This window comes from Ralstonia sp. UBA689 (assembly GCF_002298975.1).
In the GTDB taxonomy this organism is placed as follows: domain Bacteria; phylum Pseudomonadota; class Gammaproteobacteria; order Burkholderiales; family Burkholderiaceae; genus Ralstonia.
Genome location: NZ_DBMV01000008.1, coordinates 33837 through 59083, shown reverse-complemented (window position 1 = coordinate 59083; position 25247 = coordinate 33837). Strand labels below are relative to the sequence as shown.

The 25247-nt window shown below is 65.5% G+C and carries 25 protein-coding genes; 19 read left to right on the top strand and 6 right to left on the bottom strand.

Features of this window, described 5'->3' with window-relative positions; genetic code table 11:
• Position 1: 1 nt before the first annotated feature.
• The 7 genes from B4F51_RS03710 to B4F51_RS03680 are packed head-to-tail and all read left to right on the top strand — an operon-like array spanning position 2 to position 5866.
• A complete protein-coding gene (locus B4F51_RS03710; protein ID WP_296223738.1) occupies positions 2-775 on the top strand; it encodes an SDR family NAD(P)-dependent oxidoreductase in 774 nt (257 codons plus the stop codon).
• A complete protein-coding gene (locus B4F51_RS03705; RefSeq protein ID WP_296223737.1) occupies positions 772-1368 on the top strand; it encodes a MarR family winged helix-turn-helix transcriptional regulator in 597 nt (198 codons plus the stop codon). The genes B4F51_RS03710 and B4F51_RS03705 overlap by 4 nt, the downstream gene beginning before the upstream one ends.
• Positions 1365-2216 carry an enoyl-CoA hydratase family protein gene (locus tag B4F51_RS03700; protein ID WP_296223736.1) on the top strand — a complete coding sequence of 284 codons (852 nt, stop codon included), beginning with the start codon at positions 1365-1367 and terminating at the stop codon, positions 2214-2216. Before B4F51_RS03705 ends, B4F51_RS03700 begins: the two co-directional genes overlap by 4 nt.
• Before the next feature lies 1 nt (position 2217).
• Positions 2218-3393, top strand: a complete 1176-nt coding sequence (locus B4F51_RS03695; protein ID WP_296223735.1) for an acyl-CoA dehydrogenase family protein — start codon at positions 2218-2220, stop codon at positions 3391-3393.
• Positions 3394-3424: 31 nt separating this feature from the next.
• On the top strand, positions 3425-5041 hold the full coding sequence (locus B4F51_RS03690) for an AMP-binding protein (RefSeq protein WP_296223734.1): 1617 nt from the start codon (positions 3425-3427) through the stop codon (positions 5039-5041).
• The gene (locus B4F51_RS03685; protein ID WP_296223733.1) at positions 5038-5454 is read left to right on the top strand and encodes an acyl-CoA thioesterase; all 417 of its coding nucleotides are present in this window, start codon (positions 5038-5040) and stop codon (positions 5452-5454) included. Before B4F51_RS03690 ends, B4F51_RS03685 begins: the two co-directional genes overlap by 4 nt.
• Before the next feature lie 19 nt (positions 5455-5473).
• Positions 5474-5866: a RidA family protein gene (locus B4F51_RS03680; protein WP_296223732.1), complete on the top strand. Its 393-nt coding sequence runs from the start codon at positions 5474-5476 to the stop codon at positions 5864-5866.
• A gap of 63 nt (positions 5867-5929) precedes the next feature.
• Here B4F51_RS03680 and B4F51_RS03675 read toward each other — a convergent pair whose 3' ends face one another.
• The 4 genes from B4F51_RS03675 to B4F51_RS03660 all read right to left on the bottom strand — a co-directional run bounded on the left by B4F51_RS03675 (position 5930) and on the right by B4F51_RS03660 (position 10303).
• Positions 5930-7234, bottom strand: coding sequence for an MFS family transporter (locus tag B4F51_RS03675; protein WP_296223731.1), 1305 nt, complete (start codon positions 7232-7234; stop codon positions 5930-5932).
• A 211-nt stretch (positions 7235-7445) separates the two neighbouring features.
• A complete protein-coding gene (locus tag B4F51_RS03670; RefSeq protein ID WP_296223730.1) occupies positions 7446-8666 on the bottom strand; it encodes an MFS transporter in 1221 nt (406 codons plus the stop codon).
• Between the two features lie 101 nt (positions 8667-8767).
• Entirely contained in the window at positions 8768-9601 is an 834-nt protein-coding gene (locus B4F51_RS03665) for a GntR family transcriptional regulator (RefSeq protein ID WP_296223729.1), read from the bottom strand.
• Between the two features lie 159 nt (positions 9602-9760).
• Positions 9761-10303 carry a winged helix-turn-helix transcriptional regulator gene (locus B4F51_RS03660; protein WP_296223728.1) on the bottom strand — a complete coding sequence of 181 codons (543 nt, stop codon included), beginning with the start codon at positions 10301-10303 and terminating at the stop codon, positions 9761-9763.
• A 133-nt stretch (positions 10304-10436) separates the two neighbouring features.
• Between B4F51_RS03660 and B4F51_RS03655 the strand changes: the two genes are divergently transcribed.
• Complete coding sequence (locus B4F51_RS03655; RefSeq protein ID WP_296223727.1) at positions 10437-11015, top strand: GNAT family N-acetyltransferase; 579 nt, start codon at positions 10437-10439, stop codon at positions 11013-11015.
• 100 nt (positions 11016-11115) lie between these two features.
• Here B4F51_RS03655 and B4F51_RS03650 read toward each other — a convergent pair whose 3' ends face one another.
• Positions 11116-11592: an Lrp/AsnC family transcriptional regulator gene (locus tag B4F51_RS03650; RefSeq protein ID WP_296223726.1), complete on the bottom strand. Its 477-nt coding sequence runs from the start codon at positions 11590-11592 to the stop codon at positions 11116-11118.
• 173 nt (positions 11593-11765) lie between these two features.
• Here B4F51_RS03650 and B4F51_RS03645 point away from each other — a divergent pair, with 173 nt between their 5' ends.
• From B4F51_RS03645 to modA, 7 genes are all read left to right on the top strand, one after another.
• Positions 11766-12974: an amino acid aminotransferase gene (locus tag B4F51_RS03645; RefSeq protein WP_296223789.1), complete on the top strand. Its 1209-nt coding sequence runs from the start codon at positions 11766-11768 to the stop codon at positions 12972-12974.
• A gap of 63 nt (positions 12975-13037) precedes the next feature.
• On the top strand, positions 13038-13430 hold the full coding sequence (locus tag B4F51_RS03640) for a RidA family protein (protein WP_296223725.1): 393 nt from the start codon (positions 13038-13040) through the stop codon (positions 13428-13430).
• Positions 13431-13521: 91 nt separating this feature from the next.
• Positions 13522-14592 carry a porin gene (locus B4F51_RS03635; RefSeq protein ID WP_296223724.1) on the top strand — a complete coding sequence of 357 codons (1071 nt, stop codon included), beginning with the start codon at positions 13522-13524 and terminating at the stop codon, positions 14590-14592.
• A gap of 96 nt (positions 14593-14688) precedes the next feature.
• On the top strand, positions 14689-16128 hold the full coding sequence (locus B4F51_RS03630; RefSeq protein ID WP_296223723.1) for an amino acid permease: 1440 nt from the start codon (positions 14689-14691) through the stop codon (positions 16126-16128).
• Between the two features lie 187 nt (positions 16129-16315).
• Positions 16316-16750, top strand: a complete 435-nt coding sequence (locus B4F51_RS03625) for a VOC family protein (RefSeq protein WP_296223722.1) — start codon at positions 16316-16318, stop codon at positions 16748-16750.
• 52 nt (positions 16751-16802) lie between these two features.
• Complete coding sequence (locus B4F51_RS03620) at positions 16803-17669, top strand: LysR family transcriptional regulator (RefSeq protein ID WP_296223721.1); 867 nt, start codon at positions 16803-16805, stop codon at positions 17667-17669.
• Positions 17670-17783: 114 nt separating this feature from the next.
• Positions 17784-18557 carry a molybdate ABC transporter substrate-binding protein gene (gene modA, locus B4F51_RS03615; protein ID WP_296223720.1) on the top strand — a complete coding sequence of 258 codons (774 nt, stop codon included), beginning with the start codon at positions 17784-17786 and terminating at the stop codon, positions 18555-18557.
• Here the strand turns inward: modA and B4F51_RS03610 are convergent, their stop codons facing one another.
• Positions 18558-19856: an MFS transporter gene (locus B4F51_RS03610; protein WP_296223719.1), complete on the bottom strand. Its 1299-nt coding sequence runs from the start codon at positions 19854-19856 to the stop codon at positions 18558-18560.
• A gap of 167 nt (positions 19857-20023) precedes the next feature.
• Between B4F51_RS03610 and B4F51_RS03605 the strand changes: the two genes are divergently transcribed.
• The 4 genes from B4F51_RS03605 (at position 20024) to B4F51_RS03590 (ending at position 25112) form a co-directional block, all read left to right on the top strand.
• Positions 20024-20674, top strand: coding sequence for a TetR/AcrR family transcriptional regulator (locus B4F51_RS03605; RefSeq protein ID WP_296223718.1), 651 nt, complete (start codon positions 20024-20026; stop codon positions 20672-20674).
• Between the two features lie 97 nt (positions 20675-20771).
• Positions 20772-21752 carry an AAA family ATPase gene (locus tag B4F51_RS03600; RefSeq protein ID WP_296223717.1) on the top strand — a complete coding sequence of 327 codons (981 nt, stop codon included), beginning with the start codon at positions 20772-20774 and terminating at the stop codon, positions 21750-21752.
• A gap of 9 nt (positions 21753-21761) precedes the next feature.
• On the top strand, positions 21762-22847 hold the full coding sequence (locus B4F51_RS03595) for a DUF58 domain-containing protein (protein WP_296223716.1): 1086 nt from the start codon (positions 21762-21764) through the stop codon (positions 22845-22847).
• Positions 22848-23063: 216 nt separating this feature from the next.
• Positions 23064-25112, top strand: coding sequence for a transglutaminase TgpA family protein (locus B4F51_RS03590; RefSeq protein WP_296223715.1), 2049 nt, complete (start codon positions 23064-23066; stop codon positions 25110-25112).
• Positions 25113-25247 lie beyond the last annotated feature (135 nt).

Here is a 25247-nt window from a genome sequence, read left to right as displayed (position 1 = left end):
CATGACGATGCTGGCAGGGCGCCATGCCGTTGTGACTGGCGCGGGTCGTGGCATCGGAGCGGCCATTGCCGCACAACTGGCCGCGCAAGGTGCCACGCTCACGCTGATGGGCCGCAACGCCGCCATATTGGAAGCGGCGGCCAAGACGCTGCCGGACAGCGCTCGCGCGCAAGTCGTCACCTGCGACGTGACGGATGCGGCGAGCGTATCGGCGGCCTTCGAGTTGGCGCGAGGTGGTCTCGGCCCGATCTCGATCCTCGTCAACAACGCCGGCCAGGCCGAGAGCGCACCGTTTGCCAAGACCACGCTCGACCAGTGGCAGCGCATGCTGGCCGTCAACCTGACTGGCACCTTTTTGTGCACGCAGGCTGCGCTGGCCGATGTGCAGGCTTCGGGGCATGGCCGCATCGTCAACATCGCCAGCACGGCGGGGCAGCGCGGCTATGCATATGTGTCGGCCTATGTGGCGGCCAAGCATGGCGTGATCGGCCTTACGCGCTCGCTGGCGCTGGAGCTGGCCACACGCGGCGTGACCGTCAACGCAGTGTGCCCCGGCTATACCGAAACGGACATCGTGCGCGAGAGCATCGACCGTATCGTCGCGCGCACGGGCCGCAGTGCCGAGCAAGCGCTCGCCGAGCTGGTCAAGGGCAACCCGCAGGGCCGGCTGGTGACGCCGGACGAGGTGGCCAATGCCGTGGCGTGGCTGTGTTCGGACGGCGCCTCGTCCATCACCGGCCAGGCCATCTCGGTTTCCGGTGGGGAGGTCATGTGAACAAGCCTCGCAAGACCGCCCTTGCTGCGCGTGCCTCCGGCTATCAAAAGGTCGTGCAGGCGCTGGGCGACGAACGCATCGGCCTGGAAGCCCGCGCGCATGTGGACGACCACATGGACGTAAAGATCTGGCTGCGCCTGCTGGCGTGCAGCACGCAGATCGAGCAGCAGATCCGCCAGCGCCTGCGCCTGCGCTTCAACACCACGCTGCCGCGCTTCGATTACCTGGCCCAGCTCGACCGCCACCCGGACGGCCTGCGCATGAATGTGCTGTCGCGCTACCTGATGGTGACCGGCGGCAATGTGACCGGCTTGACCGACCAGTTGGAGAAGGAAGGCCTTGTCAAACGCGAGGCGGATCCGGATGATCGCCGATCCTTTCGCGTGCTGCTGACGGAAGCCGGCCGCCGCCACTTTGCTGAAATGGCCGCCGAACATGAACGCTGGTTAATCGAAATGTTCGATGGCCTGGGCATCGCCAACAAGGACGCGCTATATGCGCAGCTCGGCCACCTGCGCGTGCACTTGGCGCAGCGCGAGGTTGAGCTGGACGCCCGCGACGATCAACTCTCTACGAACCCGACCAAACCATGACCGACCGCATCGACCCGGCTCTCGTGGCCGGCAACCGCCGCCCGCTCGCGGGCTATCAAGCCAAGCATTTTCTGTGGAGTGTGGAAGGCGGCGTTGCCACCATCACGCTCAACCGGCCGGAGCGCAAGAACCCGCTCACGTTTGATTCGTACGCCGAGCTGCGCGATCTGTTCCACCAGCTCAAGTGGGCCGATGACATCAACGTCATCGTTCTGGCCGGCGCGGGCGATAACTTCTGCTCCGGTGGTGACGTGCACGAAATCATCGGCCCGCTGGTGCACCTGAAGGCGCCGGAACTGCTGATGTTCACGCGCATGACCGGTGAGCTGGTGAAGACGATGCGCGCGTGCCCGCAGCCAATCGTCGCCGCCATTGATGGCGTGTGCGCCGGCGCTGGCGCCATTTTGGCGATGGCGTCCGACCTGCGCCTGGGCACCGCACGCAGCAAGACGGCTTTCCTCTTCAACCGCGTTGGCCTCGCTGGCTGCGATATGGGCGCATGCGCGATCCTGCCGCGCATCATCGGCCAGGGCCGCGCGAGCGAACTGCTCTACACAGGCCGCTCGATGGGTGGTGAGGAGGGCGAGCGCTGGGGCTTCTTCAACCGCCTGTGCGACCCCGCCGAGGTGCTGACGCAGGCGCAGGCCTTGGCCGCCGATCTGGCTGCCGGCCCGACCTTCGCCAACGGCATCACCAAGACCATGCTGCATCAGGAATGGACCATGACGATTGAACAGGCGCTGGAAGCCGAGGCTCAGGCGCAGGCGATCTGCATGCTGACCGAAGACTTCTCGCGTGCTTACCACGCGTTCGTCGCCAAGCAAAAACCGGTGTTTGAGGGCAACTGACATGAGCGACAAGGATTATCTGCAATGGCCGTTCTTTGACGACAAGCACCGCCAGCTCGAAGCGGAGTTGGACGCCTGGGCGACCCAACATATCCCGCACGACCACGGCCCCGATGTCGATGCCGAATGCCGCGCGTTGGTGAAATCGCTGGGACAGGCCGGCTGGCTGCGCCATGCGGTGGGCGGCACAGCAAATGGTGGCGCGGGCGAGACCATCGACACGCGCGCCATCTGCTTGATCCGCGAAACACTCGCGCGCCATTCCGGCTTGGCCGATTTCGCCTTTGCGATGCAGGGGCTGGGCTCGGGCGCCATTTCTTTGCATGGCACGCCCGAGCAGCGCGAGCGCTATCTGACCAAGGTTGCGCGCGGTGAGGCCATCTCCGCATTCGCGCTGTCCGAGCCTGATGCCGGTTCCGACGTGGCCGCCATGGCCTGCGCCGCGCGTGAAGATGGCGACAGCTATGTGCTCGACGGCGAGAAGACCTGGATCTCCAACGGCGGCATTGCGGATTTCTATGTCGTTTTCGCACGCACTGGCGAGGCGCCGGGCGCGCGCGGTATCAGTGCCTTCATCGTCGAGGCTGGCACGCCAGGTTTCGAGATTGCCGAGCGCATCGATGTGATTGCGCCGCACCCGCTCGCGCGCCTGCGCTTCACCAATTGCCGCATCCCGGCCAGCCAGCGCGTGGGCGCGGCGGGCGAGGGCTTCAAGGTGGCAATGCGCACGCTGGATGTGTTCCGCACGTCCGTGGCCGCCGCCGCGCTCGGTTTTGCGCGCCGTGCACTGGACGAGGCACTGACACGCGCCACCACGCGCAAGATGTTCAACGGCGTGCTGGCCGACTTCCAGCTCACGCAGGCCAAGCTCGCGCAAATGGCCACCGCCATCGACAGCGCCGCGCTGCTCACCTACCGTGCCGCATGGCAGCGCGACCAGGGCCGCACTGTCACGCGTGAAGCCGCCATGGCCAAGATGACCGCCACCGAAAACGCGCAACAGGTGATCGACGCCGCCGTGCAGATGTGGGGCGGCCTGGGCGTGGTGAGCGAGCAGCCGGTCGAGCGCCTTTACCGCGAGATTCGCGCGCTGCGCATCTACGAAGGTGCGACCGAAGTGCAGCAACTGATCATCGCGCGCGACCTGCTGCGCGCGGCAGCACCCACCAAGCCCTGAATACGCCAAAGCCAGAGACGGAGATCTCGCCATGCCCAGCGCCCATATCGACACCTTTGCTCGCGACCGCCTGCCCCCGGCGGAACTGCAGCCGGTCTACCGTTTCGACCTGCCGGCACTGCAGTTTCCAGCGCAGCTCAATTGCGCGACGGAACTGCTCGACCGCCGTGTCGCCGCAGGCGAGGGCGATCGTCTCTGCATCCAGGCCCCCGGCGTGCGCTGGACGTATGCCGATCTGCAGGAACACGCCAACCGCATCGCGAACGTGCTTGTGCACGAGTTGGGCGTGGTGCCGGGCAACCGCGTGCTGCTGCGCTCGCCCAACAGCCCCATGCTGGCGGCGTGCTGGTTTGCCGTGATGAAGGCAGGTGCGATTGCCGTGACGACCATGCCGCTGCTGCGCGCCAAGGAGCTTGGGCAGATTCTGGACAAGGGCGAGGTCGGTTTCGCGCTGTGCGATGCGCGGCTGATCGACGAGTTGCGTGATGCCGTAACTCAGTTGGCCAAGCCGATACACGTGCGCTGCTTTCACGATGACACCCCCGACGGCCTGGAAGCCGCGATGGCGCGGCAGCCGGCCACCTTCACCAACGTCAACACCGCAGCCGACGACACCTGCCTGCTCGCTTTCACCTCTGGTACCACCGGCGTGCCTAAGGCTACGATGCACTTTCATCGCGACATCATGGCCATCTGCGCCTGTTGGCCGCCGCACGTGCTGAAGGCCCGCGCCGACGATATCTTCATCGGCAGCCCGCCGATGGCGTTCACGTTCGGGTTGGGGGGGCTGCTGTTGTTTCCGATGAGCGTGGGTGCGTCAACGGTGCTGCTGGAAAAGGCTTCGCCCAACGATTTGGTGGATGGCATCCGTGCCTTCGGCGCCACGGTGTTGTTCACCGCGCCGACCACCTACCGCAACATTGCTGCGCGCGGAGAAGAACTGCGGGCCACGCCGCTGCGTCGCTGTGTGTCGGCCGGTGAAGCGTTGCCGGCCGCCACGCGCGCACTGTGGAAGCAGGCCACCGGCATCGAGCTGATCGACGGCATCGGTGCAACTGAGATGCTGCACATCTTCATCTCCGCCGCAGACGAGAACGTGCGCCCCGGCGCGACCGGCAAGGCCGTCCCTGGCTATGTCGCGCGCGTGGTGGACGACCAAGGCAACCCCGTGCCGCAGGGCACGGTCGGCCGCTTGGCCGTCCAGGGTCCGACCGGCTGCCGCTACCTCGCCGACGACCGCCAGCGCGCCTACGTCAAGAACGGCTGGAACCTTACCGGCGATGCCTACGTGATGGACGAGGAAGGCTATTTCCACTACCACTCGCGCACCGACGACATGATCATCTCGTCGGGCTACAACATCGCTTCCCCCGAGGTGGAAGATGCGCTGATGCTGCACCCGGCCGTGGCCGAGTGCGGCGTGATCGGCGTGCCGGATGAGGAGCGTGGCCAGATCGTCAAGGCCTTCGTGGTGCTGCGCCCGGGCCACGAGCCGGGGCCGGAGATGGTCAAGACGCTGCAGGACTTCGTCAAGCAGACGGTGGCACCGTACAAGTACCCGCGTGCCATCGAGTTTCGTCCGGCTCTCCCGCGCAGTGAAGTCGGTAAGCTGTTGCGCTACCGACTGCGCGAGAACGACAAACCATGAGTTACCACTTCGAGCGCGCCACGCGCATCCGCTTTGCCCACTGCGATCCGGCCGGCATCGTGTACTTTCCGCAGTACCTAGTGCTGTTCAACGGGCTGGTCGAAGACTGGTTTACCGATGGCCTGGGGATCTCGTATGCCAACATGCTCGGCCCGCGCCGCATCGGCCTGCCCATCGTCAAGCTGCACTGCGAGTTCAGCGCCATCAGCCGCATGGGCGACGACGTGCAGTTCAAGCTGAAGCTGGAGCGGTTGGGCAACGCGTCCTTGTCACTGGCGCTCGACTGTTGGGCCGGCGACGAGCAGCGCGTGCACTCGCAGCAGGTGCTGGTGTTTACCGATCTCAACACGCATCGCGCGATTGCGGTGCCGCCCGACGTGCGGGAGGCATTGGCCGCGAGCGTTCAACAATAAAAGCCAAAGGAACCAAACCATGCAAGCTCTTCTCCCTCCCGGCTGGCCACGTCCGAAAGGCTACGCCAACGGCGTGTCAGCACGCGGACGCATGATCTTCGTGGCTGGCATGATCGGCTGGGATGCGCAAAGCGTGTTCCACACCGATGACCTCGCAGGCCAGGTACGCCAGGCGCTGCAGAACATCGTCGAGGTGCTGGCCGAGGGCGGTGCCAAGCCTGAACATATCGTGCGCATGACCTGGTACGTGACCGACCGACGCGCCTATGTGGCCGCCTACCCCGAGATCGGCAAGGCATTCCGCGAGCTGATCGGCAATTTCAATATCGCCATGACGGCGGTGGAGGTGGCGGCGCTGGTGGAGGATCGCGCCAAGGTGGAGATTGAAGTAACGGCGGTGGTGCCGGACTGAAACAAAAACGGCGCTCCGCTATGAACGGAGCGCCGTCGGCCGACGCAAGACTTCAAGCTGCGCTCATGGTTCGTTCCGCAGATACCCTTCCTTGCTCGGATCGGGCATGAAGTACGTCACGATCAGCGACACCGCACACAGCGCAGTCACGTACCAGTAGAACGTCGGTTCGGTGCCGGCCTGCTTGAACCACAGGGCGACGTATTCGGCCGAGCCGCCGAACAACGCGTTGGCAATCGCATACGACAGGCCCACGCCCATGGCGCGTACTTCCGGCGGGAACATCTCGGCCTTGATCAGGCCGCTGATCGACGTGTAGAAGCTGACGATGGCCAGGGCCACCGTGATCAGACCGAACGCCGCATACGGGCTCGACACTGTGGCCAGCGCATGCATGAGCGGCACCGTGCCCAGCACCGAGAACACGCCGAACAGCAGCATCGAATTGCGGCGGCCAATGCGGTCGGACAGCGCACCGAAGGCCGGCTGCAACAGCATGTAGACGAACAGCGCCACCGTCATCACGTTGGAGGCCGTCTTGGTGTTCATGCCCGCCGTGTTGACGAGGTACTTCTGCATGTACGTCGTGAACGTGTAGAAGATCAGCGAACCGCCGGCGGTAAAGCCGATCACGCGCAGGAACGCCCCCTTGTGCTGCCAGGCGCCACGGATCGTGCCCGCGTGCTCTGCCTTGCGCGACGCGGTGGTCTGCGTTTCTTGCAGCGACCGGCGCAGGTACAGCGCGATCAGCGCCGTCAGCGCGCCCACCACGAACGGAATGCGCCAGCCCCATGCCTTCAGTTCGGCGGTGGTCAGCAACTGCTGCAGGATCACCAGCACGAGCAGCGCGCACAACTGGCCGCCGATCAGCGTCACGTACTGGAACGACGCGAAGAAGCCGCGCCGGCCCTTGAGCGCCACCTCGCTCATGTAGGTTGCGCTGGTACCGTATTCCCCGCCGACCGACAGGCCCTGGAAAAGGCGCGCAACCAGCAGCAGGAACGGCGCCAGCGCACCGATCTGCGCGTAGGTCGGTACCACGGCGATGACCAGCGAGCCGCCGCACATCATCAGCACCGAGATCATCATCGCGGTACGCCGGCCGCGCTTGTCGGCAATGCGGCCGAACAGCCAGCCGCCGATCGGCCGCATCAGGAAGCCCGCCGCAAACACGCCGGCCGTGTTCAGAAGCTGGGTCGTCTGGTTGCCGCTGGGGAAGAACGCCGGCGCGAAGTATAGCGAGCAGAATGCGTAGACGTAGAAGTCGAACCACTCGACCAGATTGCCCGACGACGCCCCAACGATGGCGAAGATGCGGCGTCGGGTGTCGTGCGGGTCGACCACTTGGCTGTTGGCGGTGATGTCCATGGAAGCGTCTCTGGGTTGAATGTTCTTGTTGAGCAGGGCGTGGCCTGATCCTCAAGATTGTAGCGACATGTGGCGCATTGCCACGCCCCGGAATTGCCCCGATGGCTGAGACGGATCGTTGCCGAGCGTACGTGTAGCCGGGCGCGACAGCGTGCTTTGGGTTACGCAGAAATGGGTACGCTCGCCCTTTGTGGTTGGGGGCAGCGTACAGTCAACGCGCCCCCAGTCGCATGTTGAACACCACCCGCAGCCCCAGCGCCACCAGCGACCCTGCCGTGCAGAACGCCATCAGCCCCGGCCAGCGCGCGGTGGTCCACGCCAGGCTTGCGCCATAGGCGCCCACCGACATGCCGATAAACAGCGCGGTCATGAACACCGCGTTGATGCGGCTGCGCGCTTCCGGTGCCAGCGCGTAGATGATGGTTTGGTGCGACACCAGCGCCGCCTGCACGCCCACGTCGAAGACCAGCGTGCCGATCACGATGGCGATGAGCGACTGCGGGGTTAGCGCCATTGCCGCAAACGTCACGGCCATCAGCAGCGCGCCGCCCACCACGATGTGGCCCGGTGCCACGCGGCCGGACAGGCGTCCGGCAATGCTCGCGCCCAGGGCCCCGGCTGCGCCTGCCAGCCCCAGCAGGCCGGCTTGCCCCGTCGACAACCCCAGCGAACTCGTCAGGTGCAGCGTCACTGTTGACCAGAAGCCCGAGAACGCAATACCGATGAATGCCTGCGTGACTGCCGCCGCCCGCAGCCGCGGATGCTGCATGAACAGCGTGCCCAGCGAGCGCAGCAGCGTGAAGTACGGCTGCCGCGTGGCCGGCGTCACGCCAAAGTGGGCCGCGCGCACGGCCACCGCCAACCCGACGATCGCCACCGCCGATACCCCGAATGCCGCGCGCCAGCCGAAGTGGTCTGCCACGATGCCGCTGAACACGCGCGAGCTGACGATGCCAATCAGCAGGCCCGTCATCACCGTGCCGATGTTGCGATTGCGGTTGGCGTCCGTGCTGATGGCCGCGGCGCTGGGCACAAAGTCCTGCGCGATGGTGGCCGACAGCCCGATCGCAAAACCTGACGCCGCCAGCAGCGCCAGGTTGGGCGCCAGGCAACTGCCGATGAGCGCCAGCGTGAGCAGCACCGCCTTCCAGAGAATGACCAGGCGGCGGTCGTAGCGGTCGCCCAGCGGGCCAAAGAAGAAGATGCCGCTGGCGTACCCGGCCGCCGTAAGTGTCGGCAGCACGCCCAGCGCATGCGGTGCGATGTTCAGGTCGCGGCTGATGAGCCCGAGCAGCGGGTGGTTCAGGTAGATGCACGCCACGCTGATGCCGGCACCGGCCGTCAGCAGGCGGATCAGTCCTTGCGAATCGCGCGTGGCGGTGGTTGGCGCAGCGGGTATGGAAGACGAGGGGGGCACAGGCGAGGCCGGCATGGGAACCTCTTGGAGGACGGTTGCTGCATCGCAACGAAGCGGCGATGCTAGCAACTTTCCTCTTGGCGCGCAGACGGCCAATAACCTTGTTGCCCGTGGTGTCAGGCGTGCTTGCTGGTCGGGGCAGGCGCCGGCGCGGGGGCTTCTTCCACGTCCTCGCTGTGGCCGCCTTGCACGTCGTGGCCGGCGTTATCGATCCACAGGCGGGCGCGGTCTTCGCCCACGCGTGAAAGCTCCATGCGGTATTCGTAGCGGTCGGGACGGTACAGGCCCTGCAGCAGTTGCACGGGGCGCCCGCTCATCTCGCGCACGATGCGCTGCACGGAAAGCAGCGGCGCCCCCACGGCCACATCGAGATATTGCGCCGTAGCCACATCTGCCAGCCGCGCCGATACCACCTGCGATGCCCGATCGATGCGCACACCCGACGCCTCGATCAGCCGCAGCAAAGACTGGTTCGCCAGTCGCTCCAGCGTGAGCTTGCTGGTCACGTCCAGCGGCAGCCACGTGGTGATGAGCGCCATCGGCGAGTCTTCCAGATGGCGCACGCGCACGAGCTTCTTGATGGGCGTGCCGGATGCGACCTCCAGGCATTTGGCCTCGTCGGGCGGGGCCAGCACGTCTTCAAATTCGACGACAACGGCGGAAGTGCGCTCGCCCACGTCGATGATGTTCTGCAGCAGCGTCTGGCCGCTGCCCATTGCCATCGGAACATCGGGCTTGACCACGAAGGTGCCCATGCCGCGGTGGCGGCGCACCAGGCCTTCCTTGACCAGATAGTCGAACACGCGCCGCATCGTGACGCGCGATGCCCCGAACTGCCGGGCAAGCTCGATCTCGCCCGGCATTGGCCCGTCTCCGAATTTGCCTTCGAGAATCTGCTGGCGCAGGACGACGTAGATCTGGTGGTAAAGCGGTACCACGGCATCGGGCATGGCGGTCGTGGGTCCGGGCGTATGCGGCGAGGTCGGAAAGGGTGGCCGTCAGGAGGGAGCGGCCAAGCGCAAGAAGACTTGAAATGGACGGCCGAAAGCCGGCGTTCGCCCATTCATCCGCGACGATAGGGGGTTTTGGCTAACGTGTAAAGTTGTGTGTTACCCGTTGACGGCGAGCGTATCGCCGTTATCCGTCGGCTGATCCTTGCCATGGCCATAACGCGGGTTCGGCTCGCGCATCGAGTTCTTGGGCGCCACCGGTTCGCCTAACGCATTCACCAGCGCCACGTGAATCGGCGTCCCGGTTTCGCGATCACGCAATAGGATCGGGCCTTCGCCGTCGGGCGTGAGGTAGCGGTCGCCCCATTGCATCAGGGCCACGATGGCGGGCAGCAGGTCGACGCCCGCGCGCGTCAGCCGATACGCATCGCGAACACGGTCACCCGGCTCCTGATAGGGCACGCGGCGCAGGATGCCGTACGCCACCAGCACCTTCAGCCGCGACGACAGGATCGCCGTCGAGCACCCCGTGCGGCGCAAAAACTCATCAAACCGCGTCACACCCGAAAACGCCTCGCGCAGCACGAGCAGCGTCCATTTCTCACCGACGATCGACACCGCTGCCGCAATTGAGCAGGGCTCGTCCATTGACGTGACCAGTTCGGAAGCCGGCGGAATGGGGAGAGGTTTGGGTGTCTTCATGTGAAACAGGATAGATCACTAACTTTATTTGCAAAAGCCAGGGTTTCTGCTAAGCTGGGTTCAAATTAAGAAGTCAGGCGGCGATCCCGTGCTGGCGGTCAACAATAACGATCCATCGCGTGAGGAGATCCCCATGCTGTACACCATCCACCATTACCCCGCCGAATGGATCGACCGCTGGACCATGCACGACGGCTCCGTTGCCACCGTGCGTCCGATTCTGCCGCAAGACGCCCCGCTGGAGGCTGCCCTGGTCGAGGGGTTGTCGTCGGAGTCGCGCTATGCGCGCTTCCTGGTGGGCGGCGGGCGGCTCTCCGATGAGATGCTCGCCGCCTACACGCAAATCGACTACGTGAACCACATGGCGTTGATTGTGAGCGTGGCCTGCGCTGATGGCTCGGGCGAAGTCCTGATCGCCGACGGCCGCTTCGTCATCGAAGACGGCGTGGCGGAGTTCGCCATGCTCGTGGCCGACGCGTGGCAGGGCAAGGGCGTCGGCCGGCGCCTGTTTGCCACGCTGGTGCGCGCTGCGCGTGCGTCCGGCGCGCGCGAAGTCTTTGGCGAAGTGCTCTCTACCAACCGCCGCATGATCGGCTTGGCGCGCGACGCGGGCTTTCGTGTCGCCACCGTGCCGGGCGACGCCACCGTGTGCACCGTGCGCCTGCCGATGGCCCAGGCTGAAATGGCCGTCACGCCGTTCGCCTTCGCCTGATAACCCTTTGCGCGCGCCTGCACCCATGCAGGCGCGCTTACCGTGTGTCTCTTTCGCCGCCGCTGTGCGGCTTTTTTTTTGTCTGGCGAAATTGCACCGGCTACGACGCCAACTCGACCAGATCGAGGATCGAGCCGTCGCGCTTGAGCGTACCGAGCACCACCCCCGAATTGATCGACATCACCCCGGTCGCCCGGTGCAGACGGTTGACGACGAAATCGGAGAAATGGTCCAGATCCCGGGCCCGGACCATCAGCACATAGTTGGCCGAGCCCGTGATGATGTGCGCTGAGACCACCTCCGGCCAAGCCTGAATGGCCTGTACGAATGTCTCGTGCCAATTCGCCTCGTCCGGGCGCATCGACACCTGAACCATGGCTTCGAACTTGACGCCTAGCCGCCTCGGGTCGACGACACAGCGGTAGCGGTCGATGACCCCTTCTTCCTCCAGCAACTTCACGCGCCTGAAACATGCCGACGGCGAAAGCGATACCGCGTTGGCTAGATCTTGATTGCTGATGCGCCCGTCGTTTTCCAAGTGATGGAGGATGCGCATGTCCGTGCGGTCGAGCTTCATGGCGAAGAAATATTCGATGTTGGTGTGATGATTGAAAGAATCTACCTTATGTGGCGCATATCGGTCGAAATTTCGACGCACATTTCATAACTCCGTCGATAAACTGCCGCGCAGTCCCCATCCCGGCTTGGCGCCGGGCATCGGCCCCCTCCCGTCCGACCTATTTGCGCGTCATGTTCAAACACATTCCAGCCTATCCGGGTGACCCGATCCTCTCCTTGTTCCAGGCATTCCAAGCCGATTCCGCGCCCAGGAAAGTGAACTTGAGCATCGGCCTTTACCACGACGAAACAGGCGCCTTGCCTATTCTGTCCAGCGTTCGGAAGGTGGCGGCCAAGCTTGCGCAGCAACCTACTCCGCACGGCTATCTGCCAATGGAGGGGCTCGCGTCCTATCGCCTTGCGTTGCAGCAACTGGTGTTCGGGCCAGACTGCATGGCGCTGCGCGATGGGCGCATTGCAACGCTGCAGAGCGTCGGCGGCTCGGGGGCATTGCGCATCGGCGCCGAATTCCTCAAGCGGTACTTTCCGGACAGCGGTATCTGGCTGAGCGATCCCACCTGGGATAACCACCGCACGCTGTTCGCGGCTGCCGGCCTGGATGTCCACACTTACCCGTACTACGACGCCCAGCTCAATCGCATCCGCTTCGACGCCATGCTGGCGACGCTGCAAACCTTGCCGGCGCGCAGCGTCGTGCTGCTGCAGCCAAGCTGCCACAACCCGACCGGCATGGACCTTTCTCATCCGCAATGGCAGCAACTCATCGAGCTGGCGACGCAGCGTGGGCTGATTCCATTCCTGGACATGGCTTATCAGGGCTTCGGTGATGGTCTTGACGACGACGCCTGGCCGATCCGCGCCATGGTCGAAGCCGGCTTGCCCGTCATCGTCAGCAATTCCTTCTCGAAGAATTTCTCGCTCTATGGCGAGCGGTGCGGCGGGCTGTCGATCGTCTGCGCCAGCAAGGCCGAGGCGGATGCTGTCTTGAGCCAGATGCAGGCGGCCGTGCGCAAGAATTATTCAAGCCCGCCGCTGCACGGCGCACGCCTGGTTGCCACGGTCCTGAACGACCCGGCGCTCATGCAGGAGTGGGAGCAGGAAATCGCAGCCATGCGCGACCGGATCCGGCGCATGCGCGGCGCGCTCCGGCAACGGCTCGAAGACGCCTTGCCCGGGACGTCGTTCGAGTACCTGACGACGCAGCGGGGCATGTTCAGTTTTACGGGCCTGTCACCTGCGGCGGTCGACCGGCTGCGCACCGAACGCGGCGTGTACCTGCTGCGCTCCGGGCGTGCCTGCATGGCGGGCCTGAACGACGCCAACCTCGATTACGTCGCGGATGCCATGTGCGATGTGCTCGCACCTGCGACGGCCGCATAACGGCCCGACCCGCTGCCACCCACCAACGACGAGGCGCAGGCTTATCCGCCCGAAGGACAACACATGCCGGAAACCATTTCGACGGGCTTGCCCGAGCCAGGCCAGCCGTTTTCATGGGCGACCCACGCCAACGGGATGATGTTCACCGCGCACGGACCGGTCGACTCGACCGGCGCCATTGCCGGTGAAGACATTGCGGCGCAGGCGCGGCTGACCCTCGAGAACCTCGCCTCGGCGGTGGCGGCTGCGGGGGCACGCCTGGACGACGTCACCCAGGTGCTGATCTACATGAGTGACGCGAGTGACATGCCCGCCATCGATACCGAATACCGCAAGGTCTTCAAACCGCCGTATCCCAATCGTGCGTGTGTGGCGGTGAAAGGCTTCGCACATCCGGCCATGCGCATCGAACTCGTGGCCTACGTTGCGCTCCGACAGCCTGCTTCAACCGGCTGACGACCAGATCCCAATCGCGCAGGGTCCACAGGGCACTGCGTGCAAAAACCATCCCTGATCAAAAAAGGGAATACCACCAGGAGGAGACTTTATGAACCCGTCATGGAAACACGTGCTGCCGTGCGCAATCGGCCTTGGTCTGTGCGGCGCGGCCTCTGCGCAGACGACGACCCTGTACGGCATCGTCGACCAGAGCATCCGGTACACGACGCATGCGAGCGCTGCAGACAATAGCCTGCTGCAGTTGACCAACGGCGCCATCACCAACAGCCGATGGGGCCTGAAGGGCTCGGAAGACCTGGGCGGCAATCTCAAGGCGATCTTCCGGCTGGAAAGCGGCTTCGACCCGCAGTCGGGCAAGCTCAACGGCGGCACGCTATTCGGCCGCTATGCCTATGCCGGTCTCTCGGGCGATTTCGGCACCATTAAGCTCGGCCGTCAGGCCACCGAGGGTTTCAACCTGTTTGGCGACCTCGATCCGCTCACGGTCGGCAACTACGCAGCCAACATGTGGCCCTATTTCCTGACCCAGGGCCGCGCAAGCAACGTGGTCAGCTATGACAAGTCGTTCTCGGGCCTGTCGGTTGGCGGCAGCTACGGCTTTGGGGAACAGCCGGGCAGCATCGCCCAGAACGCCTACTGGGGGGTGCGAGCGGCTTACACGCAGGGCGCGCTGATGGTCGGCGCGGTGTATCAGGAAACGCGTAACGCCCAGAGCAACCGGCAGCGCATGTGGGGAGCTGCCGGCCGCTACACGCTGGGGCAGGCGACATTGTTTCTCGGGTATCTGGGCGGCAGCGATGCGACCGGCATTGTCGATCAGGTCTTCCTGAACGATCCGGGTCGCACGGTGGCCTATGGCTCGTTCGTAGCCAATCCTCGCAAGGACGCCATCTTCTACACTGGCGCGGTCTATCAGTTGACCCAAGCCGTGAGCCTGACCGGCGCGGTCTACTACGACACGATCCACAACGTGAATGGCGTGGCCGGTAACGGCGGCAAGCGCTACACCGGCGTGCTGGAGGCCGAGTACGCGCTGTCCAAGCGCACGCAGCTCTACGGCACCGTTGACTACAACAAGGTCTCCGGTGGTGCGGTTACCGAATTGCCCGGCAGCAGCAATCAGACCGGCCTGGCCATCGGCCTGCGCCACGTGTTCTGAAGATACCCGGCCGTCGGGCGCCATAGGCCGTGACAGACCGCGTCCCGGCGGCCGGGCCGTGCAACAGAGACGAACGATTAAAACAAGGAGACAACCATGCGTCCAGCAACGCAATTCCAACAGATTGCCGCGCGCGAACAGGGGCTTCGACGCACCCTGAGCGCGCGCCAGATGGCCATGATCGCGATTGGCGGCGCGATTGGTACAGGCCTGTTTCTCGGCAGCGGATTCGCCATCGGTTTCGCGGGCCCAAGTGTTCTGATCAGCTATGCGATCGGCGCGCTGATCTCGCTGCTGCTGATGGGCTGCCTCGCGGAGATGACCGTGGCGCACCCGACCTCGGGCTCGTTCGGCGCATATGCCGAGCATTACGTAAGTCCCTGGGCGGGCTTTCTCGTGCGCTACGCCTACTGGATGTGCATCGTGCTGGCGGTTGGCACCGAAGTGACCGCGATCGCGCTCTACATGAAGTATTGGTTTCCCGATGTGCCGGGCTGGATGTGGATCGTGGGCTTTTCGGCGCTGCTGGTGCTCGTCAATGCATTGAGCGTCAACCTGTTCGGCACCGTGGAGTACTGGTTCTCGGCCATCAAGATCTTCGCCATCGTGGCGTTTATCGTGCTGGGAGCCTACGTCGTGTTCGTCAATCCCACGCTCGTGACCGGCTCCGGCGGGGCTGCGGGCTTCCATCACTATGTGGACCACGGCGGCTTCCTGCCTCATGGCCTATGGGGCATGTGGGTGGCCGTGATCATCTCGATCTTCAGCTATCTCAGCATCGAGATGATCGCGGTCGCGGCGGGCGAGGCGCAGGACCCGGAGCGGGCAGTCACGCAAGCCTTCCGCTCGACGGTCGTCCGGCTTGTGCTGTTCTACCTTGTGACGCTCGCGTTGATGTTGGCCATCGTGCCTTGGACAGTTGCGGGCCGGGACGAAAGCCCCTTCGTAAAAGTGCTGATCGCCGCTCACTTGCCGGGTGCCGCCGGCTTTATCAATTTCGTCGTGCTGATTGCCGCGTTGTCGGCCATGAACAGCCAGCTCTATATCACCAGCCGGATGATCTTCAGCCTGGCGCGCGCGGGCCATGCGCCGCGCCGTTTGGGCCAAGTCAACGCGCGCGGTGTGCCGCTGGGCGCGCTGTTGGTGTCGACGGGTGGCATCGCAGTGGCAACGGCCGCTTCCGTGCTTTATCCCGAAGGCGCCTTCACATTCATGATGGCCATCTCCATGTTCGGCGCGATGTTCACGTGGTTGATGATCTTCGTCACCCACTATCGCTTTCGGCGCCATTGGGAGGCCAGCGGGGCGGCGCTGCGCTTTCGCATGCCTGGGTTTCCGTTTCTCACGCTGCTCGGCGCGGGCCTGATGCTGGCCGTCATGATCACCACGCTGTTTACGCAGGAATTCCGTATGACGATGGTTTTTGGCGGGCTCTTCCTGCTCGTGCTGAGCGCGGCGTATTTCTTCCGGTATCGGAACGTGCGGGCTGTGCCGGCCGACGGCGGGGCGCTACCTTCTGCCGCTGCATCGGAGTAACCCCGCCTTTGGACGGGGCGAAATTCATCGAAATTGATGGTGCTCAGCGCAAAAAAAGATCGCTTTTATGGATGAATGGATGCGCTTAGACTCATCCGCGTGGCCTGGTGCGTGGGTGCCCCCCACCTGCGTGCCGGTGCCGCCTTATCCAATCTTTTGATAGCGATTGCCCCACTTCATGAGCGACATGAGCGACGTTCGGCCTGTGCTTGCCCCGTTCCATCTTGCCTTCCCCGTGCACGACATTGCCGCGGCGCGTGCCTTCTACGGCGACATCCTTGGCTGTCCGGAAGGCCGCAGCGCGCCGGAATGGGTGGACTTCAACTTCTATGGCCACCAGATCGTGGCGCACCTCGCGCCGGAAGAGGTCGGCCACCGCAAGACGAGCGCCGTCGACGGCGACAACGTGCCTGTGCGTCACTTCGGCGTGGTGCTCTCCATGCCCGAGTGGGAAGCGGCCGCCGACAAGCTGCGCGCCGCCGGCATCGACTTCATCATCGAGCCGCACATCCGCTTCAAGGGCGAGGTGGGCGAGCAGGCCACGATGTTCTTCCTCGATCCGTCGGGTAACGCGATGGAGATCAAGGCATTCGCCAACATGGCGTCGTTGTTTGCCAAGTAAGAATGGGTCGCGCACGCGTATCCTTGCGCATTCGCTCTGATCCGCGCGCCCCATGCTCCGAGAACTCAAGACCTTCATCGCCGTCGCCCGCCACGGCACCTTTGCGGGCGCGGGCGAGCACATCGGCCTCACGCAATCGGCCGTGAGCGCACAAATCCAGCGGCTGGAAGCGTCGCTCGGCTTCCAGTTGTTCGACCGTACCGGCCGTTCGGCCACGCTCAACGTGGCCGGGCGCGACGCGCTGGCGCTGGCCGAGCATATCGTCACGCTGTACGACCGTCTGGCTGAACAGGCGGGCGGTAGCGAGCAGCGCGGTCTCGTGCGCATCGGCGCGATTGCTTCGGCACAGGCGTCGTTCCTGATCGATGCGCTGGTGCAGTTTCGGCTGGAGTTTCCGCATTGCCGCACGCGCATCGTGCCGGGCGTGTCACTGGACCTGCTCGGGCTGGTGGACGCCGGCGAGATCGACTTGGCCGTGCTGATCCGCCCGCCGTTTGCCGTGCCGGCCGATCTGGAATGGCGCACGTTGGTGGCCGAGCCTTTCGTGCTGCTTGTGCCGGCCGACATGCCCGGCCATGACTGGCGCCTCTTGCTGGAGCTCCAGCCGTTCATCCGCTACGACCGCCGCTCGTTCGGCGGGCGCCGCGTCGAGCAGTTCCTGCGCGAGCAGCGCATCACCGTGCATGACGTGATCGAACTGGACGAGCTGCAGGGCATGACGCAGCTCGTGGCGCGCGGACAGGGTGTGGCGCTCGCCCCGCAGACCGCCGCGCAAGGTGCGTGGCCGCCCGGTGTGCGATCCATCGGCCTGGGCGACGACACCTTCTATCGCGAGATCGGCCTCATCGAGCGCCCGCGCCACAGCCGCCAGCCTATCGCCGGGCACCTGGCGGATTGCATCGACGAGGCCGCGCGCTGAACGGTCGAAGCACGGCGGATGTGTGATACCCAGCATGAGCGGCGACACGTTGACCCAGCGTTATATCGGCTCGTATATTACGGGCGATCTTCCCACCACTTATCCGGGTTTCCTATGCAACGTCTTTCGCTTCGGGCGCACGTGCGCGCCATCGGTCTGGTTGCGGCGCTATCGCTGGGTCTGGCTGCGCCGGCCCATGCGGCCGACCTGGTTGTCTCGGCGGCGGCCAGCCTGACCAACGCTTTCAAGACGATCGCGCAGCAGTACGAGGCGCAGCATCCGGACACCAAGGTCGTGCTGAATTTCGGCGCGTCGGACGTGCTCATGCAGCAGATCGTGAAGGGTGCTCCGGCCGATGTGTTTGCTTCCGCCGATCAGCAAGCGATGGACAGGGCCGTGGCCGAGAAGGTCATCAAGGCGGAAACGCGCCGCGATTTTGTCGCCAACCAGCTCGTGCTCATCGTGCCGACCACGGGCACGGTGCCCGTGCATGCGCTGTCAGATCTGACCAAGCCCGAGGTGAAACGCGTGTCGATCGGCAATCCGGCTTCGGTGCCGGTGGGGCGCTACGCCAAGCGTGCGCTGGAAGCCGCCAAGCTGTGGGAGCCGGTGTCGGCCAAGGCGGTACTGGCGCAGAACGTGCGCCAGGCGCTGGACTATGTGTCGCGCGGCGAGGTCGAGGCCGGCCTGGTGTTCTCCACCGATGCGGCCATCGCCGCGGACAAGGTGAAGGTGGCCAGCCCCGTGCCGCTGGATGTGCCGCTCACGTACCCGATTGCCGTGACCTCCGGCACGAAGCAGCCGCAGCAGGCGGCCGACTTCGTGGCCTTTGTAATATCACCGGCTGGCCAGACGGTGCTGGCCAAGTACGGTTTTTTGAAGCCCTGATTACGCGGTAGCCGGTTGCCCCGCACGCTCGGCGTCCTGCTTGGGCGTGCGGTGGATGCGCAGCACCAGGAAGGCGCCCACCACGCACAGCCCACCCGAGATCATCGAGGAGAGCGTGTAGTTGCCCAGCGAGGCGCGCATCATGCCCGCGCCCAGCGTGGCGAATGCCGCTCCCAACTGGTGCCCCGCCACGATCCAGCCGAACACGATGGGTGCCGCCGCCTTGCCGAACACATCGTTGGTCAGGCGTACGGTGGGCGGCACGGTGGCGATCCAGTCCAGCCCGTAGAAGATCGCGAACACCGGCAGGCCGAAGAACTCGAAGCCGAACGCATACGGCAGATAGATCAGCGACAGCCCGCGCAGGCCGTAATACCAGAACAGCAGCACGCGGCTGTTGTAGCGGTCGGACAGCCAGCCCGACAGCGTGGTCCCAATCAAATCGAAGATCCCCATCGCTGCCAGCAGGCTTGCACCCTTGACCTCGGTCAGGCCGTGGTCTGCGCACATGGCGATGAAGTGCGTGCCGATATAGCCGTTGGTGCTGGCACCGCAGACGAAGAAGCTGGCAAATAGCAGCCAGAAGTCGCGTTTGCGCATGGCTTGCACGAGCGTGTTCATGGCCAGCGTGATCGGGTTGGCGCGCGGGCCGTGGTCGGCTTCTGGCGCGTCGGCGGGTTCGCCGTAGGTGCGCAGGCCAACGCTCTTGGGCGATTCCGGCAGCAGCAGCGCAACGATCGGCAGCAGCAGCGTTAGCGCGCCCGCCACGATCAGCACCACCGGGCGCCAGCCGTAATGCTCGACCACCGCAGCCATCATCGGCAGGAAGACAAGCTGGCCCGTGGCGGAACTGGCCGTCAGGATGCCCATCGCCAGCCCACGGTGCGAGGTGAACCAGCGGTTGACCACCGTCGCGCCCAGCGTGATGGCCGCCACGCCCGTACCGCCGCCCACCATCACGCCCCACAGCAGCACCATCTGCCACGGCTCATGCATCATCGCCGAGAGCGCCGTACCCGAAATCAACACGGCAAGCGCACCGAGCACCGTCGGGCGGATGCCGAAATACTGCATCGACGCTGCCGCAAACGGCCCCGTCAATCCATACAGCGCAATGCCGATCGAGATGGCCAGCGAGATCGTGCCGCGGCTCCAGCCGAACTCGTGCTCGAGCGGCAGCATCATCACGCTGGGCGTGGCGCGCGTGCCGGCTGCGCACAGCAGGATCAGGAACACGACGGCCAGAGCGATCCAGCTGTAGTGGAAACGGGGGGCGATAAGGCGGGCGAGTCGCTGCATGAGAGGGGTGTCCGATTCTTGTTGGGGCGACAATGCGCCATTCGTGACCGACCGGTAACAACGTGGTTGCGATAGTAGGTACCGATCGGTAACATGTCAAGCAGCAATCGAATGTCATCGGTGCGGCTGGGGGTTTATTCCCTCGCCGCGCCTGCAGGAGTCTCATCATGGCAGCACGCGGTCCACGCACCGTTTCCACCGCCGAACAACCGAAGCCGGGCCCACGCCGCATCAGCGGTGAAGATGCGCACGCCAGCCTGCTCGAAGCGGCACGTCAACTGTTCTACTACGAAGGCGTGCGCGCCGTGGGCGTGGAAGCGGTGGTCGAGAAGGCCGGCGTCAACAAGATGAGCCTATACCGCCAGTTCAAGTCGAAGGACGACCTCGTCCTCGCTTACTTGGAGCGCAGCGACGAGAGCTTCTGGGGCTACTTCAACGCCAGCATGGCCAAGCACCCGGACGATGCACGCGCGCAACTGCTGCAGTTCTTCATCGATGTGTCCGAACGTGCATCGCGCCCCGGCTATCGGGGTTGCCCGTTCGTGAACGTGGCGGCGGAGTTTCCGGACCCGTCGCACGCAGCGCGGCAGTTCGTCCAGCGCAACAAGGCGCTGCTGCTTTCTCGCCTGCGTGACCGTGCCGAGGCCGCCGGCGCCGCCGATCCCGAAGCGCTGGCCGATGATCTTGCCTTCCTGATTGAAGGCGCCTATACCGCCAGCCAGACCTTCGGCAGCGACGCCCCGCGCCTTATCAAGAGCCTGCCGCGCACCGCGCGCGTGCTGCTCGACGCCGCGATCCCGCCACGCAAATCGCGTTGATGTTGTAACGGCTGCACAGGGCGGAAACACGGTTGCGCCGATACAGCACGATGCCGCTACACTCGCTGGCATTGTTGCTTCGGCTGCACCTGCCTCAATGACGCCCAACCAAGTCTCGCTCTCTCCCGTTCGTACGACGCAAACTGGCCCGGCCGTGCCGCTGACGTTGCCGGCTGCGCTGTCGCAGGCGCAACGCGCGCTTGATCGCATCGTGCTCGGCAAACCGCTGCAGATTCGCCTGGCGCTGGCATGCCTGCTCGCGCGCGGGCACTTGCTGCTCGAAGACCTGCCGGGCGTGGGCAAGACCACGCTCGCGCACGCGCTGGCCCGCACGCTCGGCCTGCAATACCAGCGCGTGCAGTTCACCAGCGACTTGCTGCCGGCTGATCTAATCGGCGTGTCGATCTACGTGAAGGAGAAGGGCGCGTTCGCGTTCCATCCGGGCCCGCTGTTCGCGCAGGTGGTGCTGGCCGACGAGATCAACCGCGCCACGCCCAAGGCGCAGAGCGCGCTGCTTGAGGCCATGGCCGAAGGGCAGGTCACGCACGACGGCGCGACGTATCGGCTGCCCGAGCCGTTCTTCGTGATCGCCACGCAGAACCCGCTGAACCAGATCGGCACGCACCCGCTGCCGGAGTCGCAACTGGATCGCTTCACGATGCGGCTGTCGCTCGGTTATCCCGATCAAAGCTCCGAGCGCGCGCTGTACCTGGGCGGTGGTGCGCCGCAGAACATCGAGCCCGTGCTGGGCGCCGCGCAGGTCGTTGCGCTGCAGGCCGCCGCCGATGCCGTACACGTGGCGCCCGCGCTGGTCGATTACGTGCTCGCGCTGGTGAACGCCACGCGCACTGACGCGCAGGTGCAGATGGGTTTGTCACCGCGCGCGGGGCTGGCGCTGCTGGCCGCCGCGCGCGCCTGGGCACTGATCGATGGCCGCGATGCGGTGCAGCCCGAAGACGTGCAGGCTGTGTTCAAGGCCGTGGCCGCGCACCGGCTGCTGCCTACGGGGCAGATGGGTGGCGGGCTGTCGGCCACGGCGCTGGCGCAGCGGCTGCTCGAAACGGTCGCGATTCCGTAACGCTGCGCCATGGCGCGTTTGACTTCCTTGCTGGCAGTGCCGTTGCGCGCGCTGTTCCGCGTGTTGGGCGCGGGCCTGGCGGCGCTGCCCGGCGTCCGCTTCGCGCGCGCTCGCGTGCAGCGCTTTCTGCAACGGCCGCGCTTGCCGCGCGAAGGTCGCATCCGCCTGGACCGTAATCACCTCTACATCCTGCCCACCGTTGCCGGCGCCGGCTTTATGCTGCTGCTGATGGTGATGCTGGTGACATCGCTCAACTACAACGTGAGCCTGGGCTTTTTGCTGACCTTCGTGCTGGCCGGCGTGCTGGCTTCGGCCATGTGGCAGACGCATCGCAACCTTGTCGACCTGGAAGTGCGCGGCGCGGCGGGGGAGTCTGTGTTTGCCGGGCACGCGCTCAACGTGAGCGTGGCGCTATGCAACGTCACGCAGTGGGCGCGGGTGGGCGTGGACGTCAGTGCACGCGAGGCCGCAGCGGTGGAAACCTCGCTCGACGCACAGGATGCCACCGTGGTTGCGCTCTCGTTTGCCGCGCAGCCGCGCGGCTGGTTTCGGCTGCCGCGCCTGACGGTGGCGACACGTTTTCCGCTCGGCCTGTTCCGCGCCTGGAGCTATGCCGATGCGCCGCTCACGGTGCTGGTCTATCCCGCGCCCGAGCCTGCCGCGCCGCCGCTGCCTGCCAGCTTCGTACCCGACCCCGGCGAAGAAAACGAGATGCGCGCCACCCGTACCCAGGTCGAGGAGGCCGCTGACCAGTTGCGCGCCTACCGCCCCGGTGATCCATTGCGCAGCATCGCCTGGAAACACAGCGCGCGGCTCGACACGTGGATGAGCCGCACCGGCCAGCAGATGCACCACGCGCAATGCGTGCTCGCGTGGGACGCCCTGCCGCCGTCGATGGACGCAGAGGCACGCCTCTCACGCCTATGCGCGTGGGTACTGGCCGCCGAGCACGGAAGCGCCGGTGAAGAACCCGAATACACGCTGACCCTGCCCGGCATCTCGATCGGCCCCGCCCGTGGGCTGGCGCATCGCGATGCATGCCTGCGTGCGCTGGCGCTGTGGGGCAAGCCGGCCATGCCGGAGGCGGCAGCATGAGCAGTAAGCAGGGGCCCCGCTTTGCGGGGATGCGCACGACCGCGAATGCTGCCGGCCGCCGACACCAAAAGCCGCAGCAGACCTACAAGCGTCGGGAGGCGGCAGCATGAGCAGTAAGCAGGGGCCCCGCTTTGCGGGGATGCGCACGGCCGCGAATGCTGCCGGCCGCCGACACCAAAAGCCGCAGCAGACCTACCTGCATCAGGAGGCGGCGTCATGAGCACCGCCGCTAACGGCTCCGAAGCCGCCATCTTCGGCTCTGCCCGCGCGCTCACGCACCGTGAGCACGGCTGGCTGATCGCCCAGCTCGCCATCGTGCTTGCGCCGCTGCTGCGTGTGCTGCCGCTGGTGACGTGCGCCGTGTTCGGCGTGCTGCTGCTCTGGCGCACGCTTCTGTGGGTGCGCCGCGCACCGCTGCCCGGCAAGTGGGTACTGGGGCTGACGGGTATCACCACGCTGCTTGTCACGCTGGCGCTGGCCATGCGCACCGGCGGCAACATCGGCCGCGACCTGTCGGTGGCGTTGCTGGGGGCATTCCTGGTGCTCAAGCTGATGGAATCGCACACCGTGCGCAACGGCATCCTGGTCACGCAGTTGTGTTGCTTCCTGCTGCTCTCGCAGACGCTGTTCGATCAGCCGCCGTGGCTGGCCGCCACCCTGCTGGCGACGGTAGCGCTGCTGCTGCGCAACTGGCTGCTGCTGTTGCATCCGCAGGCGCGCACGCGTGTCTCGCCGGTGCGTGTGCTGGTGCGATTGGTGGCGATGGGCCTGCCGTGCGCTGCGGTGCTTTTCCTGCTGTTCCCACGCCTGGACCACCCGCTTTGGAGCTTGCCGCGATCCGCCGAGACCGGCACCAGCGGCATCACCGACCGCATGGCACCCGGTTCGATCGGCCAGTTGATCCTGTCGGACGATCTCGCCTTCCGCGCCGACTTTGCAGGTACACCGCCCCCGCTCGACACGCTCTATTGGCGCGGCATGGTGCTGTGGCGTTTTGACGGCCAGGCATGGACGGCTGCGTCGATGCGGCAGCGCCCCGCGCCCGGGAGCGTACCCAATTCTGCGAGCGCCGCGCAGGACATGATCGGCGGTCTGCCCGGCATGATCGACTACAACATCACGCTCGAAACGACGCACCAGCGCTGGCTTTTCGCGCTCGATCGTGGTGTGTCGATCGACGCGCGCGACGACATTGGCCGCAGTGTCGACGCGGAGTTCATCAGCAGGCAGCCGCTCGACCAGCGGATGCGTTATCACGCGCGTTCGCGCCTGCCTGATCGCAATCGTGTGGACGACGCTCAGCCGCTCGATCCGCTCACCCAGCAATTGGCCTTGGCACTGCCGCCGGGCAATCCGCAGACGCGCGCGTTGGCCGCGCAGTGGGCTGGACTGCCGCCGGCCGAGCGCGTATCGGCTGCGCTCAGGCTGTTCGGCAGTGCGCCATTCGCCTACACGCTCGAACCCGAACCGCTGCAGGGTCAGCAGATCGACGATTTCCTCTTCCGTACGCGCCGCGGCTTCTGTGAGCACTACGCGGGCAGCTTTGTCTTTCTGATGCGCGCGGCGAGCGTGCCGGCGCGCGTGGTGGTGGGCTACCTCGGCGGCGAGGTGAACGCCGTGAGCGGTGACATCATCGTGCGCCAGTCCGACGCGCATGCCTGGGCTGAGGTGTGGCTGGCCGGGCGCGGCTGGGAGCGCGTGGACCCGACCGCCGCCGTCGCGCCACAGCGTGTGGAGCGCGGCCTGGCTGCCGCCGTGCCCGCCAGCGAATTCCGCTCGCGCCGCGTGGAAGAACCCACTTGGCTGCGCAGCGTGCGCTGGGGGCTGGATGGCCTCATCAGCGGCTGGAACCGCTGGGTGCTCGGCTACGACCGCAACCGGCAGGCGCAGCTCTTCGCATGGCTCGGGCTGGATGCCGCCGACCCGCGCGCGGTGCTGTGGGGCGTGTCGGCCATCTTCCTGCTGGCCGCGCTGCCGCTGCTATGGCAGCAGCGCAAGCCCAAGCCCGACCCCGTGCAAGCCCAGTGGCAGCGTGTGTGCGATCGCCTTGCGCGGCACGGTTGCCCGCGTGGTCCGGCCGAAGGGCCGATGGCCTACGCCGAGCGCGCCGCCGCGCAGTTTCCGCAGGTGGCGGAGGCATTGCGTCGCGTGGCCACGGGTTATGTCGCGCTGCGCTACGGCCGCGACGATGACGATGCGCAGGTGCGCGCACAGCGGTTTGCGCGCTGGAAGGAAGACGTGGCCGCGCTGCGTGTGTCGACATAATCCGCTACGCCATGCAGTCATGATTCTGGCGCGACATTCCGTAGCGCGAAAATATCACTCACATTAGGTAGTTTTTGGATTGGCCGCCCAAACATAATCCTGTCTTCATCGCTTCGATCGCGAACGTTTGCGCCC